The organism is Pedobacter sp. MR2016-19 (genome assembly GCF_014947265.1).
Lineage (GTDB): Bacteria > Bacteroidota > Bacteroidia > Sphingobacteriales > Sphingobacteriaceae > Pedobacter.
On record NZ_JADCNK010000001.1, the window covers coordinates 362,973 to 381,604 of the forward strand.

Consider the following 18,632-nt stretch of genomic DNA (forward strand, 5'->3'; position numbering starts at 1 on the left):
ATATAATTGATATTTTTATACTACATACCGTTTTGGTATGCGGTATTATAATTATGAGCAAAGCAATAAATACGGTAATTACCGGTACTGGGAGTTATATTCCACAAAATATTATTTCCGGTAATGAATTCTTAAACTCAACATTTTTTGAGAATGGAAATCTATTAGAGAAGGAGAATTCAGAGATCATTGATAAATTCTCTGAAATTACAGAGATCGTAGAAAGACGCTACGCCTGCCCCGAGCAGTTAAGCAATCACATTGGCGCAAAAGCTGCAGAAAAAGCCATTGAAAATGCAGGTATTGATAAAGAAACTTTAGACTATATTATATTCTGTCATAATTTTGGTGATATCCCTTTGGGTAGCAATCGGATTGACATTTTGCCGTCTTTAGCTTCAAAGGTAAAACAACAACTGGGCATTGAAAATCCAGACTGCGTTGCCTACGACATCATTTTTGGTTGCCCTGGATGGGTTCAAGGTGCAATACAGGCAGATTACTATATTAAAAGCGGAGATGCAAAACGTGTTATGGTTATTGGTGCGGAAACCTTAAGCCGTATTATCGATCCACATGACCGTGATAGCATGATCTTTTCAGATGGTGCAGGCGCTGTAATCTTCGAAGCAGAAGAATCAGAAGAAAAAAGAGGAATACTGGCACATAAAACAGAAACGCATGCCGTAAATTATGGCAATTTATTAACTATGGGCAAGAGCGCTCATCCTGATGAAACCAATGGAAACCTCTACTTAAAAATGAATGGGCGTAAGCTGTACGAATTTGCAGTTGTTCAGGTACCTCAGGTAATTAAAAAGGCCATTGATAAAGCAGGATTAAGCGTTGAAGATGTAAATATCGTATTTGTTCATCAGGCTAACGGCAAAATGGATACTGCCATTATGAAACGTTTGTTTAAGTTATATGGTAAAGATACCGTACCAGAAAACCTGGTTCCAATGACGATTTCTTGGTTGGGGAACAGCTCGGTTGCAACTGTACCAACCTTATTGGATCTCGTTTTAAAAGGTGAAGTTAAAGGCTATAAAGTTAAACCTGGTGATGTAGCTGTTTTCGCTTCAGTAGGAGCAGGGATGCATATTAATGCTTTTATTCACCGGTTCTAATTTGCCAGCCGTTTTAAACCGGCCCTAGCCTGGCTTTCAATACTGCTTTCAAACTCATGATTTTTCATGGCAATGGCAGTATTGAAAGCCTCTTTTGCTTTCGCAATATTTTTCCTTCTTTCATAAACCTTACCCATTTGCACCGCAGCATTTGCAGCAAAATAATACTTCAGGTTTTTTCCTTCGTTAATTGTTTCCTGGTAAGCTGTTAATGCCTGATCGTCTTTCCCTAAATCATCATAAATTCTACCTAAACGGTAATTCAGTTCTGTTTTGTCTTTATCGTTGGTATAATCCGTTACCTTCTTATCATCAAGGATCTGCAGCGCCTTGCTTAAATAGCCACCATCAAACAATAATCGGGCTTTTAACAGGTCAACTGTTGGCGTACCTGAAGTCGCTTCGGCTTTTGCCTGTTTGTCTTTTTCCATATAGGTATAACCATTTTTAATTGCTTTGGCTGCAAATGCCGTATAAGCTGCTTTATCTCCCTTCAGAAGAGAGATCCAGCCCAAATGGAGGTAAGCATCCTTCACAAAGTTAACACCCTTGGTTGTCTGCAAAAAGCGGTTAAAATACACCCCTGAATTAAGATCAAGTTTGTTCAGGTGCGCAATGCCCTCCAGATAATCTAAATAAGGAAAAGGCTGATAAACGCCTCCTTCAGGCCGCTTCGCTAAAATAGCAATAGCTTCTTCGCTATGCCCGTTTTTAATGCACACATAACTCTGCAAATAACTTTTTAATAAACTGGTATCGGCAATTCTTACGGTATATTTCATTGTTTTTGCATAGGCCTGCGGGCTATGTGCCACATCGGTTAATACATAGGCATAATAAAACACCACTTCTTCATAAAAAGGCTCGTACGATGACTTTGGTAAGTTATCGGCTAGTTTTTCGAACATATTTAACCCACTCTGCAGATTTCCTTTAATGCCAAAGGTTGAAAGCGCCGTTTTTAAAGCACCGTCCGGAAGATTGCCCAATACAGCATTAATCAATCCCAAGCCTTTTAAGTTTAAGTGAAAATTCGGAAACTTCTTATTGTTCTCCTGCAAAAGACTGTTTGCTTTTTTAACTTCCATAGCTGCGTTAAAATATTCACCAAAACGTCCGCGAATGAGCGCCCATTGCAAATTGATCTCCGCCTGGGCATACAGGTAGTATGGCGAATTTTTATCATCGTCACTTATTTGATCCAAACGCGTAGATTTATTGCCTTTTAAGCGATCAAAATCAGCTTTGCTCTCGGAAGTTAAAACCGTAAAATAATCTACATAATTTTCTAAAAGAGGAATAATAGAATTATTGGGGTGCTGTTTCTTTTCGGTTGAAATATATGCTCTTGCGTTACCGAGTTTCAGTTCGAAAATGCTCTTGTAAGCGTTTAGGCAATTGTTATTAAAATCGAAGTTTGCAAGTGAAAACAAAGGAGAGAAGAGCAGGGCAGAGGTTATAAAAAAACGGAAGCTTTTATTCATCAGGGATTCTATTTCGGATTGGTTCTGTGCTGCCGCAATAGCTTCACATGTTAACAAATATCTACATTAAACGCTTAAAAGTTATTCTTGTTTTGTGTGAGCAAAAAAACAGACCTAAACAAAAAACGTCCCGATTAGATCGGGACGTTTAATTATTTTTTCTTTACGGATTAACCTTCGGCTACTTCGTGGGTTAAAGCCTCATCAACCAAAATACGACCGCAGTGTTCACAAACGATAATTTTTTTACGTTGACGGATATCTAACTGACGTTGAGGTGGAATCTGGTTGAAACAACCTGAGCAAGAATCGCGATCGATGGTTACTACCGCTAAACCATTTACCGCATTTTTGCGTAAACGTTTGTAGGCAACCAATAAACGCTCTTCGATTTGAGGCTCAGCTTTATCAGCTTTCTTTTGTAGATCCTGCTCTTCTTTTTCAGTTTCTGCAGTAATTACATCCAATTCGCCTTTTTTAACTTCTAAATCTTTCTTTCTGCCATCTAACTCTGCTTTAGCTGCTTCGTAGATTTCAGTTTTAGAAGTGATTTCGAAACCGTGTTCTTTAATTTTCTTTTCAGAAACCTGAATATCTAAACCTTGAATTTCAATTTCCTTAGTTAAAGCATCGTATTCACGGTTGTTTTTAACTTCTTTTAATTGAGTATCGTATCTTTTGATGGCAGCTTGCGCATCTTTAATTGTATTTTTACGGGTTACGATCGAATCTTCAAGATCATCAAGTTCACCTTTGATTTTTGCAATTCTAGTTTCTAATCCTAAAACGTCATCCTCAAGATCGGCAACTTCCATTGGTAATTCACCACGTACCTGGCGGATCTTATCAATTTTTGTGTGGATATTTTGTAATTCGTATAAAGCCTTTAGCTTTTGTTCTACGGTTTGTTCCATTAAAACAAGTAATTTATGGGGTTTGTATTTTGCTCCGTTAAACGGATTGCAAAGTTAGTAAATTTTTTCTGAATAATTTCAAGCAATAAATTTGAGGTAAATTGTTCAGTTTCAAAGTGTCCGATGTCCGCAATGATCAATTTTTCCTCTGCATCGAAAAACTCGTGATATTTAAAATCTGCGGTAATAAAAGCATCCGCACCGGCAGCAATGGCTTCTTTTAACAGAAAGCTTCCTGAACCTCCACAAACTGCCACTTTTTTAATCCTTTTGCCAATTACATCAGTATGCCTAACCACTTTAGCCTGCATCCTGTCTTTTACCAGGTGTAAAAAATCGTATGCATCCATGTCGTATTCCAACCAACCCACCATACCCGAACCAACCAGTTGGTGTTTGTTTTCGAGTTTATAAATATCGTAAGCTACCTCTTCGTAAGGATGGTTTTCGAACAAAGCAAGCAAAATTTTGCGCTCGGCCTGGGTAGGGTACACCATTTCGATCCTTACTTCATTTTCCCGGTGCCGGATACCTTTTTCACCCACAAAAGGGTCTGAATCTTCGTTACCTTTAAAGGTGCCAAAACCATCGGCATTGAAACTGCATTCGCTATAATTGCCAATGTTTCCCGCCCCTGCATAAAACAATGCAGACCGCAATTGTTCAGCCTGTGCCTGTGGACAATAAGTAACCATTTTTTTTAACAGTCCGGTTTTTGGCGAAAGTACCTTCGTGCCTGTTAAACCCAAACGTTCACAGATCCTCGCATTTACGCCGGTATGGATGCTGTCTAAATTGGTATGAATGGCATAAAGTGCAATGTTGTTTTTTATTGCTTTCAGCACTACACGTTCCACGTAGTTTTTGCCGTTTAGCTTTTTTAGTCCTTTAAAAACAATCGGATGATGGGTAATGATGAGGTTACAGCCTGTAGAAATGGCTTCGTCTACAATTTTCTCCACGCAATCTAAAGCCACCAGAGCAGCACGGATTTCCATATTCGGATCGCCAACAATCAAACCGGAGTTATCATAATCTTCCTGATAATTAAGTGGCGCAATGCTTTCTAAATAATTGGTAATTTCAGCTAATTTCATTCGATAAATATAAATAAAGCCTGCAGGTTTCGAAAACTTGTAAAGCTAAAAGAGACAGCAATAAGTTAAAGCGTTTTCCTTAGATGTTCTCAAGTGTCTTAGGTGGTCAAATGTTATTTGGAAATTAGCGTGCGAGTGCGCTTCGGAGGTGAAAGTCCTGCTATCGCTTCAAGTCCTCACTCGTTCCTCGCTCCGGTCTTTACGCTTTATCAGGTTTATTTAACAAAGCGTGTGGCTCTAGGGTTATTCTACTATTAAAAACCTCGCAGGTTTCTGAAACCTGCGAGGTTTAAATATCAGATAATAATTCTGCTAGAATTTTCCTGCCTGTTGAAATCCACCACCCATTCTAACCATCTGCAAGCTTTCGAAAACCATTTTCTGGTTGTGTTCAAAAGCTAGTGTTTTGTGGTTTACTACGTCAATAATTGATCCGATAAAACATAAACCTGCGGTTAAGAGGTATAAAATACCCATTCCGATCTGTCCGATGATAAACCTTTGCAAACCTGGAACAGCAAATAGCCCGATTAAGCAGAAAATCAACATATCTGATGGGTTTTTTCTTTTGCTGCTGTAAACCATCAGGAAATTACGCAACTGCTCTTCAGTTAAACCGGTTGTTGCTTGTTGTAAATATGAGTATTCCTCTGGTGTTATACCTGGTAACGACATTAGAGGTGATTGAAATATATCCATGTTTTCTATGTATTTGTGGTTGAAATTTTAAATTTATTTTTATTTTTTATCAATGTGTAAATTCTATAAACTATTGTTAAAAGTGCCGGAAACCCAAACCAGTGTTCGGAAAAGCTTTCGGTAAATTCGCCATGTAAAATATGACTGATTGACCTGCCTATACCACATCCCGGACACCAATCCTTAAAGCCTAAATTAGCTAAAGGACAAAGTGTAAAATGATGCTCGTGGCTATTCGCTGTTGCCAGTAATACTAAAGCCGCTATCCAGAAAAAAAGTTCTAGTGGAAAGCTCTTAACGTATTTCATCAGTTATCATTTATTTTCAATGGTGATGAAGCTATCATGATTTATTTTTAGTGTTATTGGAATCATGATGGTTTCATTGTTTCACTTTTTATATAATTTAGAGGTTGTAACACCACCTTTGTTACATCAATTTGCCCTTAATCGACGAATGGAGGATATATTTCGACCAAACGAGAAATGGAATCTAAGAACAAGAACTTATTTCTTTTCTTAATTTAATTTTCACATCGCAACCCTGCCAAAAATAGTTAAAAAAACCTTTACACAAATTGCGGGTTAATATTAAAAGATAAGCTTATTTTTGTGCCTTGAACATTCGCGATTTAATAAACAGATACAAAACCGACGATAGGGTAACTCAATTTACCAAAGCGTTGAATGCGACCAAAAACCCAAAGATACAATTAAAGGGATTGGTGGGTTCGGCCGACGCTATTGTTGCTCTTTCTTCTTATTTCCTGTTACACAAGCCTATCCTGTTCGTTTTACCGGATAGGGAAGAGGCGGCTTATTTTCAATCCGACCTGGAAAGTGTGCTGGATAAACAGGTTTTACTTTTTCCTTCTTCTTACCGCAAATCTTTCGATTTTACGCAGGTAGATACAGCAAATGTATTGGCCCGTGCAGAGGTGTTGAACGAACTGAACCACGATTCTGAATACGGAAAAATTGTGGTTTCTTATCCGGAAGCCATTGCCGAAAAGGTGATTGACCGCTCTGCATTAGAAAAAAACACGCTGGAAATTAGTTTAGGTGCTAAATTGGGCATCGATTTTATCAACGAGTTTTTAATTGATTACGATTTCGACCGCAGGGATTTTGTTTACGAACCGGGCCAATTCTCCATCCGTGGGGGTATTGTAGATATATTTTCTTTCTCTTCTGATTTGCCTTACCGCATTGAGTTTTTTGGCGATGAGGTAGAAAGCATCAGAAGTTTTGAGATCGAAAGCCAGCTTTCGGTTGCCGATGTTAAGTCGCTTACCATTGTGCCCAACGTTCAGGCAAAGTTTTTAACGGAAAGTAACATCAGCATTCTTGATTATATTGATCAGGACACCCAGCTGTGGTTTAAGGATGTTGAGTTTACCCTTGATATTGTTAAAGCGGGATATAAAAAAGCGGTTGAGCTTTGGAAAGCACTTTCGCTTGATGATAAGAATAAAAACCCAGAATGGATTGATCCGAAATTTGCTTTTAGCGACGAGAAATTATTGGGCGATCATCTTCAGGATTTCCCTTTGGTAGAATTTGGCAAACAGTTCTTTTATAAAACAGATAACCGTTTTGAATTTGAAACCAAACCACAGCCATCGTTCAATAAAGATTTCAATTTACTGATCCATAACCTAAAGGAGAATGAAAAGGCAGGGATTATCAATTTTATTTTTACCGATTCGCCAAAGCAGATTGAGCGTTTATATGCTATTTTAGAGGATATTGATAAAACGGCCAAGTTTACGCCGATCAATAGCATGTTGCGCGAGGGTTTTTTAGATCCGCAGATCCAGACCGCATTTTACACCGATCACCAGATCTTTGATCGTTACTATAAATACAAGCTTAAAAAAGGTTATCAGAAGAGTCAGGCCATTACCTTAAAAGATTTAAGGGAGCTGAAATCTGGTGATTATGTTACCCACATTGATCATGGCATCGGCAAATATGCCGGACTTGAAAAGGTTGAGGTAAATGGCAAAACTCAGGAGATGATCCGTTTAATTTATGCAGATAACGACCTGCTTTATGTAAACATTAACTCCCTAAACCGCATTGCCAAATACAGCGGCAAGGAAAGTGGCGTACCTAAGATGAATAAGCTGGGCACGGATGCCTGGGACAAGCTAAAAAAAACTACTAAAAAAAAAGTTAAAGATATCGCTAGGGATTTGATCAAGCTTTATGCTTTGCGCAAAACCCAGGCCGGAACGGCATTTTCGCCAGATAGCTATTTACAAACTGAACTGGAAGCGTCTTTTATTTACGAGGATACTCCTGATCAGTTAAAAGCGACTCAGGATGTGAAAAAAGACATGGAATCGCCACATCCAATGGACCGTTTGGTTTGCGGTGATGTTGGCTTCGGAAAAACTGAGATTGCCGTACGTGCCGCATTTAAAGCAGTAGCAGAGGGCAAACAGGCAGCGATCCTGGTTCCTACAACCATTTTGGCCCTACAGCATTTCAAAACGTTCTCTTCCCGTTTAAAAGATTTCCCGGTTACAGTTGATTACATTAACCGTTTTAAAACCAGTAAACAGATCAAGGATACATTGGCCGAAGCTGCTGCAGGTAAAGTTGATATTTTGATCGGTACACACCGTTTGCTGAGCAAAGATGTAAAATTTAAGGATCTCGGCATCATGATTATTGATGAAGAGCAGAAGTTTGGCGTTACCGCAAAAGAAAGGTTAAAAGCTGTTAGGGTAAATGTTGATACTTTAACCCTTACGGCGACTCCAATTCCGAGAACATTGCATTTTTCTTTAATGGGGGCAAGGGATTTATCTATCATCAGCACACCACCACCAAACCGCCAACCGGTAAGTACCGAATTGCATGTTTTTAATGATAAATTGATCCAGGAAGCCGTTCAGTTCGAATTAGACCGTGGCGGACAGGTATTTTTTATCCATAACCGGGTTAACGACCTGATGCAATTGGGCGGATTAATCCAGAAGTTGGTTCCAAAGGCAAGAATTGGTATTGCGCACGGACAGTTAGATGGCGATCAACTGGAAGATGTAATGCTCGATTTTATTAATGGCGAAAAAGATGTTTTGGTGGCCACTACCATTATCGAAGCAGGCTTAGATATTCCGAACGCAAATACCATCATCATCAACCACTCACATATGTTTGGTTTGAGCGATTTGCACCAGATGCGTGGAAGAGTAGGCCGGAGCAATAAAAAGGCTTTCTGCTATTTACTCTCACCTCCTTTATCAACTTTAACCTCCGAAGCCCGTAAGCGTTTAAGTGCTATCGAAGAGTTTTCTGATCTTGGCAGTGGTTTTAATGTTGCCATGCGCGATTTAGATATCCGTGGAAGTGGAAATTTATTGGGTGCAGAGCAAAGTGGTTTCATTGCAGAAATTGGTTTTGAAATGTACCACAAGATCTTAGATGAAGCCATCCAAGAACTAAAAGAAGCGGAGTTTAAAGGTCTGTTCGAAAATGAACCTGCCCGTCCGTTTGTGGGCTTTACGCAGGTAGATACTGATCTGGAATTATATATTCCGGATGCCTACATTACCAATATTACCGAGCGTTACAATTTATATACAGAACTTTCTAAACTCGATAATGAAGCTGAACTTGCCATTTTTGAAAAACATCTGGCAGATCGTTTCGGACCAGTTCCACCACAAGTAAAAACCATGTTGAGTGTGGTGCGTTTGCAGTGGCTGGGCAAGAAATTGGGCTTCGAGAAAATCAGTTTCAAGAAAAATAGTTTGCGGGGATATTTCCTAAGCGATAAACAATCGGCTTATTTCGATTCGAATACCTTTACCAGGATTTTAACTTTTGCACAAAACCATCCACGGATGTGTAATTTAAAAGAAGTAAAAAATACGCTAAGGATTGCTTTTGATAATGTAAAAACCGTTGAGGAAGCAATCGAAACGTTGGAACTTATCGACTAAAAACATTAATTCAGTCAACGGACTGACTCAATTAACGTTAATTCGGTCAATGAACTGACTGAATTAATGTTTTTCAAATTATCAGCACTACCTTAAAATAAAAATGTTAGACCCAACCTTATTGCTCGATTTAGTGAAAATGCAAATGCCTTATGGAAAATATAAAGGTTACCTGATCTGCAATATCCCTGAAAGTTATTTGCTTTGGTATAAGGATAAGGGCTTCCCGAAAGGTAAATTGGGCGATTTGATGGCTACGATGTTTGAAATACGGGTAAATGGTTTGGAGTATTTATTAACCCCATTGAAAAACCAGCGTTGATGGATCGCTAATGGAGATAACCTCTAGATAACGTCATTTCGAGCGAAGTGCAACGAAGCCGAGAAATCTATATATACAGATCTCTCCATTGCGCTGCGCTCCAGTCGAGATGACGATTTTTCTATTGATTTCTCAGAAAAAAAATCTGCGGAGATCAGCGTAATCTGCGGGAAACAAATCTATATCTCACAACCATTTTCATCACAAACCGCATCATCATTTTTATTTAATGAGGTAAGTGTGTTTTTAGGCTGAGCAGCTTTCCATTCTGTAAAACTTTGGGTAAGCGCATCGGTAAAAGCCTGAACGGGCTGAGCACCTGAAACGCCATATTTACGGTCCATTACAAAATAAGGAACCCCTCTAATACCTAAATTCTGACTTTCATAAATATCATAACGAACAGCTTCGCTAAATTGATCTCCTTTTAAAACCTCTTCTGCTTCAGCACGATTTAACCCAATTTCTTCAGCAAGATCAACTAAAACATCGGTTTCGCCGATATTTTTACTATTTACAAAATGTGCTTCAAACAGTTTTTCTTCCGCTAAATCCTGTAGACTATGTTTGGCTGCCAGGTGGATCAAACGATGTGCGTTAAAGGTATTTGCTGGAATATTGGTATCAAAATCGATGCTTAAGCCTGCATTTGCAGCCATATCAACCACCTGCTTAGTCATTTGTTTGGCTTGCTCAACCGGCATTCCTTTACTTCTCGAAAGGTAATCGTATACCGTTTCATTATTGGTATTGTGATACTCCGGATTGAGCTGAAAACTCTTCCAATCTATTTCAATTTCATTTTTGAAGGGCAATTTTTCTATCGCCTGTTCAAAATGTCTTTTCCCGATATAGCAAAACGGACACATTACATCCGACCAGATTTCTACTTTCATAACACAAAATTAAGCGGATTATAATTGGCTATAGTAAGGCCAAAGTAAAAAGCTACTATTGTTTAGGATAGTGGCTTCTATATTAATCATAGAATGTCATTCTGAGAGACAATTTATTGTACAAAATTCATATACATTGACAAGAAAATCTTAATAATTGGTCTGCTACGACGAACCGTCATTCCCAACTTGATTGGGAATCTTAATGCCTTGGTAGTTTGCAGGTGCATTACGATTCCCGCCTGCGCGGGAATGACGACCGATCAGGAAGTTCAACATGGCAAACTCAATTATAACTATTTATACAACTGGTTAAATATTAACTTAAAAGTACCGTGCGTTTGTGCTCTAAATGTAATTTCGGGTCCGAAGGCAATCAATTTACCTTTCCCAACTTTTGCTTCAAAAGCGGTTACCCCATCTTGCAGGTAAGCCTGCCCCCAGGCCCAGCCACTGCGCAAAGGTGTGGAATTTTCGAACCACATTAAAGGTTTAATCTTACCAGAAGCAATGGCGTTGCCAGTGAGTTTAAAAACCGGACTATTATCGAAGTAAACGTCAGCTTGTTTTTCCATTCCCCAATTGGTAGGCAAAGAAGTATCTACACCAACATTTAACACACTTCCCGGAACATAGTATTTTTCAGCGGGTAATCGTTTTTCCTCTCCATTTACAATTTCGACCATTGCATTACGAACAGGTAAGTTTAAGTGATAAGCTAAATTGGTACTGCTGCCAATGGTTATAATATTGCCGCCAGCTTCTAAAAATTTCTTTAACTCAGGGATTGATTTATCAGTGCTGATCCTGCCTAAACGGTTTCTAAATTCCTGAGGGATTTCTTCCGTCTTTTGTCCAAAAGATCTGTTTCCAAATCCTCCGCCCTGAACCGATGGAATTGCACCACCCACAAAAACGATCACATCATATTTAGATTTTAAATTTCCCGCATCAATGTCCTGCGGATAGATTACTGTGGCGTTGTAATGATACTGTTCCATTAAAAACCGCACCCAACCCGAGGCCATTGAACCACCGTAGGTATCCCAAAGGGCAATTCTGGCTGTTGAGACCTTAATTTTATTTTTTGGAGCAGCAGCAGTTTTTAGTTTAATATTTGCTTTTTCCAACACCGATTTTCCTGCTGATGAAACATAAAAATCTCCATTTTCAGTAGAGCGGTAAACCTCAACTTTGTTTTTCAATAAATCATTAACCACAGTGTAAGAATCATTTTGTGCAGCACTTAACACATAACCTGATCCATTTGGCAGTTTATGCTCTGGTTTTAAGAGTTCCCCATAAGGATTTTTTTCAAAAGGTCCTGAAAAATCGTCAAGAATACGGTCGAACTTCACATCCATCAGGTATGCCAAAGTCCATCCGGCGGCATCATAAGGAGGAATTGGTGCACCGCCTTCGTATTTGAAATCATTTGGGTGATCTTGCGGTTCAAACATATCCAAAACGTGCGGACGGAAAGCCTGATCGGTTTTTACCACATAACTTCCTCCAGGGTAGTTTTTCCCCGCAACAGTAAATGAAGCCTTTGCTTTTTGCACCACAATTCCCGTTCTGATCAATGCATTCAAAAACTTAATGGCAGAGTTAAAATCGGGCTGATCGGCACTTAAAATGTATCCGCGCGGATCTCTGTTTGCCGGAGCTTTCATCACCGTATCAAAAGCTTTCATACTTATCTGTCGCCTTGGGCCAAAATCAGCATCTCCACCGGCAACCGGGGCACCTTTTTCGACTTTTGCGGCGTTGTTAATGGCTTCAATTTTCTTTGGAGAGAAAGACCAGGTATCCTTTTTGCCTCTTTCGATCGAATTTCTGCCCATCTGGTAAATGTTGTACAACAATTCGTCTCGGTAACGTTGTGCATAATTTAAAACAGCATAGTTTAACGATACCGAATAGTCGATCGAGTTTTTAAAGTACCATTTCCTTGGGGTAATCGGGTTTGGCGAATCGCCGTTCGGCAGTAATCTCGAAGGAACCAATGGAATTTCAGAAGGTGTAGGATTTCCGATAATTTCTGTCAGGAGTCCAATCATGTTATGAAAATAGGTAGTAGTTCTTAAACCGCCATTGTACCAGGTAGAATAAACCGATCCTCCACGCTGCGTATAACCAGGCTTGTTTTCTACATTCATCCGGTTGTGCATCGCCGCACCAACCGCATCTAAACTGGTTAATAGTGTTGGGTCGAAAACATAATTAAACGGATCACGATAGGGCGGCCCTGCAACAACGGTTCCTGCCGGACCAGCCTGATGATGGTTATACATAATCTGCGGGATCCATTCCACAAAAAGCTGGCGACCGATATTCTGTGTTTCTTTAAGGTTTAACATAAAGAAATCTCGGTTGTTATCATGTCCCGCATATTTTTCGTACAAAATAGGAAGTCCGGAAGTTGTCCTTTTCTTCGGATCTTTATCCCTCATGTACCAATTGCTTACCAGCTCCTGACCATCAGGGTTTGCATGAGTAAACAAAATGATTACATTATCCAAAATACGCAAAGTTTCTGCATCAGTTCTGGAGGCAAATTCATATAGCGTTTGGATCAGCTGATGGGTGCCAACCACTTCATTTGCATGCAGGCCTCCATCTATCCATACTACCGCTTTACCTTCCTGCGCCAACACTGTGGCTTGCTTTGAGCTAATTTCGGCATGGGCCAGTTGCTGCGAAATTTCTTTATAATGGTCTAATTTTTTCAGATTTTCTGGAGAAGAAACAATTAACATATATTGACTTCTGCCTTCTTCGGTTTTCCCAATATCAACTAGTTTAATACGGTTAGAAGCTGTTGCAAGCTTTTTAAAGTAGGCTTCTGTTTGGGTGTAATTGGCCAGTTGATAATCCTCGCCGATATCAAAACCAAAATGCGATTTTGGCGTGGGTACTTCTTGCGCCAGTACCACACAGCTATTTACCATCAAAAAAGCAATGTAAAGCCCTTTAAAGTAGTTTTTCATCATAATAAGAGTTTAAGTCAGGTAATCAAATATAGTAGAGAATCGGCACCAAAAACCGCTTGCTGTAAATTTGTTACAAGTGATTTAAGATGCTTTAGACTTAATATTTATAAAAAATCCGTGTTTATCTGTGTGCATCTGTGGTTAAAGAAATAAATACCATCGATTGGAAGGAGGCGAAATCAATGCTTACAAAAATACCTTAATCTTTAAATCCTAATCCATACATTTGCCTTGATGTAAGTTCTTAACTTTATTTTTCATCAACCGATACAGGTTCCCGGAATTACAACCGGGATTAATAGGGAATCGTGTGCAAATCACGAGCTGTCGCGCAACTGTAAATTCTGTCTTTAGCAAAAAGACAACGGTCTTATCATTCATGCCACTGTTCCGTTTTACCGGGATGGGAAGGCGATAAGATCGGGAATAAGTCAGGAGACCTGCCTATATTGAATTGACGGTGCTTTCGCGTTATAAAGTAATTGGTCAGGTCTGATTGTACACAATAAAATTAAAATTTTATATGCTTGCTTTAAGCTTTTTGCTGATGAGTCGGCAGGCTGTGCTGTAACCTTTCCTTTTTTATTTTAACAGAAAAGTATAAAATACTGATTTGAGCTTTTAAACGATTTATTTACTTAATCTTTAAAAGAGATGCTAACGCAAAATCTGGGCTATCCGCGAATAGGTAGCCAAAGGGAATTAAAGAAAATCTGCGAAAATTACTGGGCAGATAAAACTGGGGACAAAAATGTACTTCAGGTGGGAAAAAACATTCGCCACGAAAATTGGAACCTTCAAAAAGAAGCGGGAATCGATATCATTCCATCGAACGACTTTTCTTTTTATGATCATGTTCTTGATCATTCATTAACCTTTGGGGCAATACCGAAAAGGTACAACGAAGTGATCCTGAAAAAAGGAAATTCCGAACTTGATCTCTATTTTGCTATGGCAAGAGGCTATCAGAAAGAGGGATTGGATGTGGTAGCAATGGAAATGACCAAATGGTTTGATACCAACTACCATTACATTGTGCCCGAGTTTTACAAAGACCAGCCTTTTAAACTTTTCTCAACCAAAATTATCGATGAGTTTTACGAGGCAAAACAATTGGGTATTACCACCAAACCTGTTCTAATCGGTCCGGTTTCTTACCTTTTACTGGGAAAAGAAAAAGAAACCGGCTTTGAAAAAATAGACCTGATCAAAAATCTGCTTCCCGTTTATATCGAGATTTTATCCCGTTTAGATGCTTTGGATGTAGAATATGTTCAGTTTGATGAGCCGTTTTTGACTTTAGACCTTACCGAAAAAGACAAGAAAGCTTATGAATATGCTTACAAGGAACTTAGAAAGGCTTTCCCAAGATTAAAAATTGTTTTAGCCACTTATTTCGAAGGCTTAGGCAATAATTTAGCACTAACCGCTTCATTACCGGTAAATGTTTTACATGTCGATCTGGTACGAGCAGAAGATCAATTGACAGATGTCTTAGCCTCGTTAAAAGACGACACGATCCTTTCACTAGGTTTAGTAGACGGAAGGAACATCTGGAAAAGTGATTTCGAAAAATCTGTATCCATAATTAATCAGGTGGTAGAAAAAAGAGGATTAGATAAAGTGTGGATTGCACCATCCTGCTCATTAATCCACTCACCGGTTGATCTGGACAATGAAACCAATGAGCAAAACCTCTCGGCAGAAATTAAACAGTGGCTGGCTTATGCGAAACAAAAAATTGCAGAAGTAGCTACCTTAAAAAAACTGATCACCAACGAAAGCCCTGCATCTACCCTGCAAAAACTTGAGGAAAACAAAAAAGCGATCGCTAATCGTAAAGTTTCTAAAATCATCCACAATCCGGAAGTAAAAGCGCGTGTTTTGGCCTTAAAAGAGCAAGATTCGGAACGTTTAAGCCCATTTTCAACTAGAAAAATAAAACAACAGGAGCTTAATTTGCCTATTTATGCCACTACAACCATCGGATCTTTTCCGCAAACGGCAGAGGTAAGAAGCTGGAGAGCAAAGCTTAAAAACGGAACTTTTACCACTGAAGAGTATGATGATCTCATCGCAAAAGAAACAGCAAAAGCCGTAACCTGGCAGGAAGAAATCGATCTGGATGTTTTGGTTCATGGTGAATTTGAGCGTAACGATATGGTTGAATACTTCGGTGAGCAACTGGATGGTTTCGCTTTCTCTAAAAATGGCTGGGTACAAAGTTATGGCTCACGCTGTGTAAAACCCCCGATCATTTTTGGTGATGTTTCGCGTCCGAAACCGATGACGGTAAAATGGACCGCCTATGCACAGTCACTTACCTCAAAATACATGAAAGGGATGTTGACTGGTCCGGTAACGATTTTACAATGGTCATTTGTTCGAAATGATCAACCACGATCAGAAACCTGTACACAGATTGCCCTGGCTATCCGTGATGAGGTTTGTGACCTGGAAAATACAGGCATTAAAATCATTCAAATTGATGAGCCAGCCATTAGAGAAGGTTTACCATTGCGCAAAGCTGATTGGCAAACTTACCTCAACTGGGCCGTTAAAGCCTTTAAAATTTCAGCGAGTGGTGTGAAAGACGATACGCAAATCCATACGCACATGTGTTACTCGGAATTTAATGATATCATCCAGAATATTGCCGATATGGATGCCGATGTGATCACGATCGAAACCTCGCGTTCACAAATGGAGTTATTGGATGCTTTTGCCGATTTTAAATATCCAAACGAAATTGGTCCGGGTGTATACGATATTCACTCTCCAAGGGTTCCGAAGAGGGAAGAAATGGTTCAGTTGCTCAAAAAAGCAAAGGCTGTTATTCCCTCTGAACAACTTTGGGTAAACCCTGATTGTGGATTAAAAACCCGCGGATGGGACGAAACCAAAAAAGCATTGATCGAAATGGTTGAAGCTGCAAAAGAGATGCGTAAAACTGAAGAAGTGTTATCAGCAGATCTTCAGGCGAATTAATTCTTTTACTTTGGCAACTTTCTACTTAAAATAACTACGAAAGTTGTCAAAGCTTTTTACTCATCATATATTTACCCCATGACATTAGAAAAAAGAATAGAAAATTCAAAAACCAGTATTTTTAAAGCCGTTTTCCCAAATACAACAAATCATTATGATACACTTTTCGGAGGAACAGCGATGCATTTAATGGACGAAGTTGCTTTTGTCACCGCAACCCGTTTTAGCCGGCAGATTATGGTTACCGTAAGTAGCGACAGGATTGATTTTAAAAAACCGATTCCTGCAGGCACCATCATAGAGCTTATTGGTAAGGTAAGCCATGTGGGTAACACCAGTTTAAAAGTTAATGTAGAGATTTATATCGAACAGATGTATGCCGAAGGAAGGGAATTGGCCGTACACGGCGATTTTACTTTTGTGGCCATCGATGAAAACAAAAAACCGGTACAGGTAATCAAGTAATATTATAAATCTTCATTAAAGTGATATAGAAATCATCAGATTTAAATCTCTAAATTTGATTATGGAGCATCAACATTCAGAAGAAGAGTTAAATAATATTGCGAAACAATTAAGCTGTCCTGAAGGTGAACATGGCATTAAAACAGGAGAGATGATGCATGCCAGTAATCTTGGAATGACCAGCTCGGCCATTAATGCGTTAAATCTTCAAAACCATGATATTGTTTTAGAAATTGGACATGGTAACGGAGGGCACATTGCCCAACTATTATCCAAAGCAGAAAATCTAAGGTACTATGGTGCTGATATTTCAGAAACAATTATTGTCGAAGCAGAAAAAATCAATCAGGATTTTGTTGATAAAGGTACTGTCCATTTTGAGTTAACGGATGGAGTTACGCTACCTTTTGAAAATAATCAGTTCGATAAAATTTTTACCGTTAATACCATTTATTTCTGGAGCAATCCAAGTAAATACCTTAATGAAATTAAGCGCACTTTAAAACCAAACGGCATCCTTGCCTTATGTTTTGCCGATAAAACCTTTATGCAAAATCTTCCTTTTACTTCTTATGGCTTTACGCTTTATGAAGTAGAAAAAGTAAAAGAATTATTAGAAAGTGCGGGTTTCAAAATTAAAAATACCCTTAAAAAAACCGAACAGGTACAAAGCAAAACAGGCGAGCAGGTAGAAAGGGAATATTATGTTGTAACGGCTACAGCATAAGAAACACATTATAGTCCTCGTTTATAACGAGGATTAGCGAGAATAGCGATTGTATCGCTAATAACAAAAACTACATTACAAATGTGAATCTCATTCATCCTCGTTACAAACGAGGACGATAAATAAACCTTTAATACAAGATCAGATACAAATAGGCATAAACCACTGGCGCAGCCAATAACAATCCATCAAAACGATCTAATAAGCCGCCATGTCCAGGTAACAATCCACCACTATCTTTTGTATCCAAACTGCGTTTAAGCATCGATTCTACCAAATCGCCCAGTGTACCAAAACTTGCAATTAATACAGCCATACCAGCCCAAACCCAGGCCGGGCTTTCAGTAAAGAGAAAAGATAAACCAAAACCAACCAAAACACTGGTAAACATACCCCCAAAAAAACCTTCCCAACTTTTCTTTGGCGAGTGACGTTCGAACAATTTGCGCTTACCATATTTCACACCAAACAGATAAGCACCTGTATCATTTGCCCAAAGCATCAATAAAAATGCGAGTGGTAAATGAAAGTTATATTCATTCCAGTTTTTTAAAAAGCCCAGGGCGTGGAAAAAACAGAAAGGAATGGTTACATAAACAAAACCAACAAAAGTGTAGGAGATATTGGCGAATGGAATTTTGTTTTTCTTGTACAGCTCAGTAATAAAAACCGAGAAAATTAGTGGGATACAAAGCAACAGGTATTTAACATCATATGCTAAGTAATGTAAGCCTGCAGCCATTAAAAAGATTAAAGATCCTGCTGCCAGACCAATATTTCGATGTGGTCTGATACCTGAATTTTTGATCAGCTTATAAAACTCGAACAAGGATAAAACACTTAGAATGAGGTAAAAGACTGTAAACGCATAACTCCCCAAAAAGATAGAGCCAAGCATTACGATGGTAAAAAAGAAAGCGGTTATTGCCCTGGTTTTCATGTTAAAAATGTAAGATGGGAGA

Annotated in this window: 14 protein-coding genes and 1 riboswitch; of the genes, 6 read left to right on the plus strand and 8 right to left on the minus strand. The window is 38.9% G+C overall.

What is annotated here, in order from left to right; all coding sequences use genetic code 11:
- Positions 1-53: 53 nt before the first annotated feature.
- Positions 54-1,130, plus strand: coding sequence for a 3-oxoacyl-ACP synthase III family protein (locus IM793_RS01570; protein WP_193419420.1), 1,077 nt, complete (start codon positions 54-56; stop codon positions 1,128-1,130).
- Here IM793_RS01570 and IM793_RS01575 read toward each other — a convergent pair.
- From IM793_RS01575 to IM793_RS01595, 5 genes are all read right to left on the minus strand, one after another.
- The gene (locus IM793_RS01575) at positions 1,127-2,614 is read right to left on the minus strand and encodes a tetratricopeptide repeat protein (RefSeq protein WP_193419421.1); all 1,488 of its coding nucleotides are present in this window, start codon (positions 2,612-2,614) and stop codon (positions 1,127-1,129) included. The genes IM793_RS01570 and IM793_RS01575 overlap by 4 nt on opposite strands.
- A gap of 170 nt (positions 2,615-2,784) precedes the next feature.
- Positions 2,785-3,528 (minus strand): zinc ribbon domain-containing protein, encoded by a 744-nt coding sequence (locus tag IM793_RS01580; RefSeq protein WP_121285379.1) that lies wholly within the window; start codon positions 3,526-3,528, stop codon positions 2,785-2,787.
- The gene (locus IM793_RS01585; protein WP_193419422.1) at positions 3,528-4,625 is read right to left on the minus strand and encodes a Nif3-like dinuclear metal center hexameric protein; all 1,098 of its coding nucleotides are present in this window, start codon (positions 4,623-4,625) and stop codon (positions 3,528-3,530) included. The genes IM793_RS01580 and IM793_RS01585 overlap by 1 nt, the downstream gene beginning before the upstream one ends.
- Before the next feature lie 312 nt (positions 4,626-4,937).
- On the minus strand, positions 4,938-5,324 hold the full coding sequence (locus IM793_RS01590) for a TM2 domain-containing protein (protein ID WP_090497432.1): 387 nt from the start codon (positions 5,322-5,324) through the stop codon (positions 4,938-4,940).
- A 5-nt stretch (positions 5,325-5,329) separates the two neighbouring features.
- Positions 5,330-5,632, minus strand: coding sequence for a DUF2752 domain-containing protein (locus IM793_RS01595; protein WP_193419423.1), 303 nt, complete (start codon positions 5,630-5,632; stop codon positions 5,330-5,332).
- A 308-nt stretch (positions 5,633-5,940) separates the two neighbouring features.
- On the opposite strand from IM793_RS01595, the gene mfd reads away from it, so the two are divergent.
- Entirely contained in the window at positions 5,941-9,279 is a 3,339-nt protein-coding gene (gene mfd / locus IM793_RS01600) for a transcription-repair coupling factor (RefSeq protein WP_193419424.1), read from the plus strand.
- 103 nt (positions 9,280-9,382) lie between these two features.
- On the plus strand, positions 9,383-9,601 hold the full coding sequence (locus tag IM793_RS01605; RefSeq protein WP_025141651.1) for a DUF3820 family protein: 219 nt from the start codon (positions 9,383-9,385) through the stop codon (positions 9,599-9,601).
- A 179-nt stretch (positions 9,602-9,780) separates the two neighbouring features.
- Here the strand turns inward: IM793_RS01605 and IM793_RS01610 are convergent, their stop codons facing one another.
- Together IM793_RS01610 and IM793_RS01615 are read right to left on the minus strand one after the other, a co-directional pair.
- Entirely contained in the window at positions 9,781-10,497 is a 717-nt protein-coding gene (locus tag IM793_RS01610; protein ID WP_193419425.1) for a DsbA family protein, read from the minus strand.
- 296 nt (positions 10,498-10,793) lie between these two features.
- Positions 10,794-13,490: a M14 metallopeptidase family protein gene (locus tag IM793_RS01615; protein ID WP_193419426.1), complete on the minus strand. Its 2,697-nt coding sequence runs from the start codon at positions 13,488-13,490 to the stop codon at positions 10,794-10,796.
- 254 nt (positions 13,491-13,744) lie between these two features.
- Positions 13,745-13,953: riboswitch (cobalamin riboswitch) on the plus strand.
- A gap of 191 nt (positions 13,954-14,144) precedes the next feature.
- Here IM793_RS01615 and metE point away from each other — a divergent pair.
- The 3 genes from metE (at position 14,145) to IM793_RS01630 (ending at position 17,670) form a co-directional block, all read left to right on the plus strand.
- Positions 14,145-16,478, plus strand: coding sequence for a 5-methyltetrahydropteroyltriglutamate--homocysteine S-methyltransferase (metE, locus tag IM793_RS01620; RefSeq protein WP_193419427.1), 2,334 nt, complete (start codon positions 14,145-14,147; stop codon positions 16,476-16,478).
- Positions 16,479-16,556: 78 nt separating this feature from the next.
- Positions 16,557-16,943, plus strand: a complete 387-nt coding sequence (locus IM793_RS01625; protein WP_193419428.1) for an acyl-CoA thioesterase — start codon at positions 16,557-16,559, stop codon at positions 16,941-16,943.
- 61 nt (positions 16,944-17,004) lie between these two features.
- Complete coding sequence (locus tag IM793_RS01630; RefSeq protein WP_193419429.1) at positions 17,005-17,670, plus strand: class I SAM-dependent methyltransferase; 666 nt, start codon at positions 17,005-17,007, stop codon at positions 17,668-17,670.
- Positions 17,671-17,800: 130 nt separating this feature from the next.
- Here IM793_RS01630 and IM793_RS01635 read toward each other — a convergent pair whose 3' ends face one another.
- Positions 17,801-18,610: a phosphatidate cytidylyltransferase gene (locus tag IM793_RS01635; RefSeq protein ID WP_132395804.1), complete on the minus strand. Its 810-nt coding sequence runs from the start codon at positions 18,608-18,610 to the stop codon at positions 17,801-17,803.
- Between the last annotated feature and the right edge of the window lie 22 nt (positions 18,611-18,632).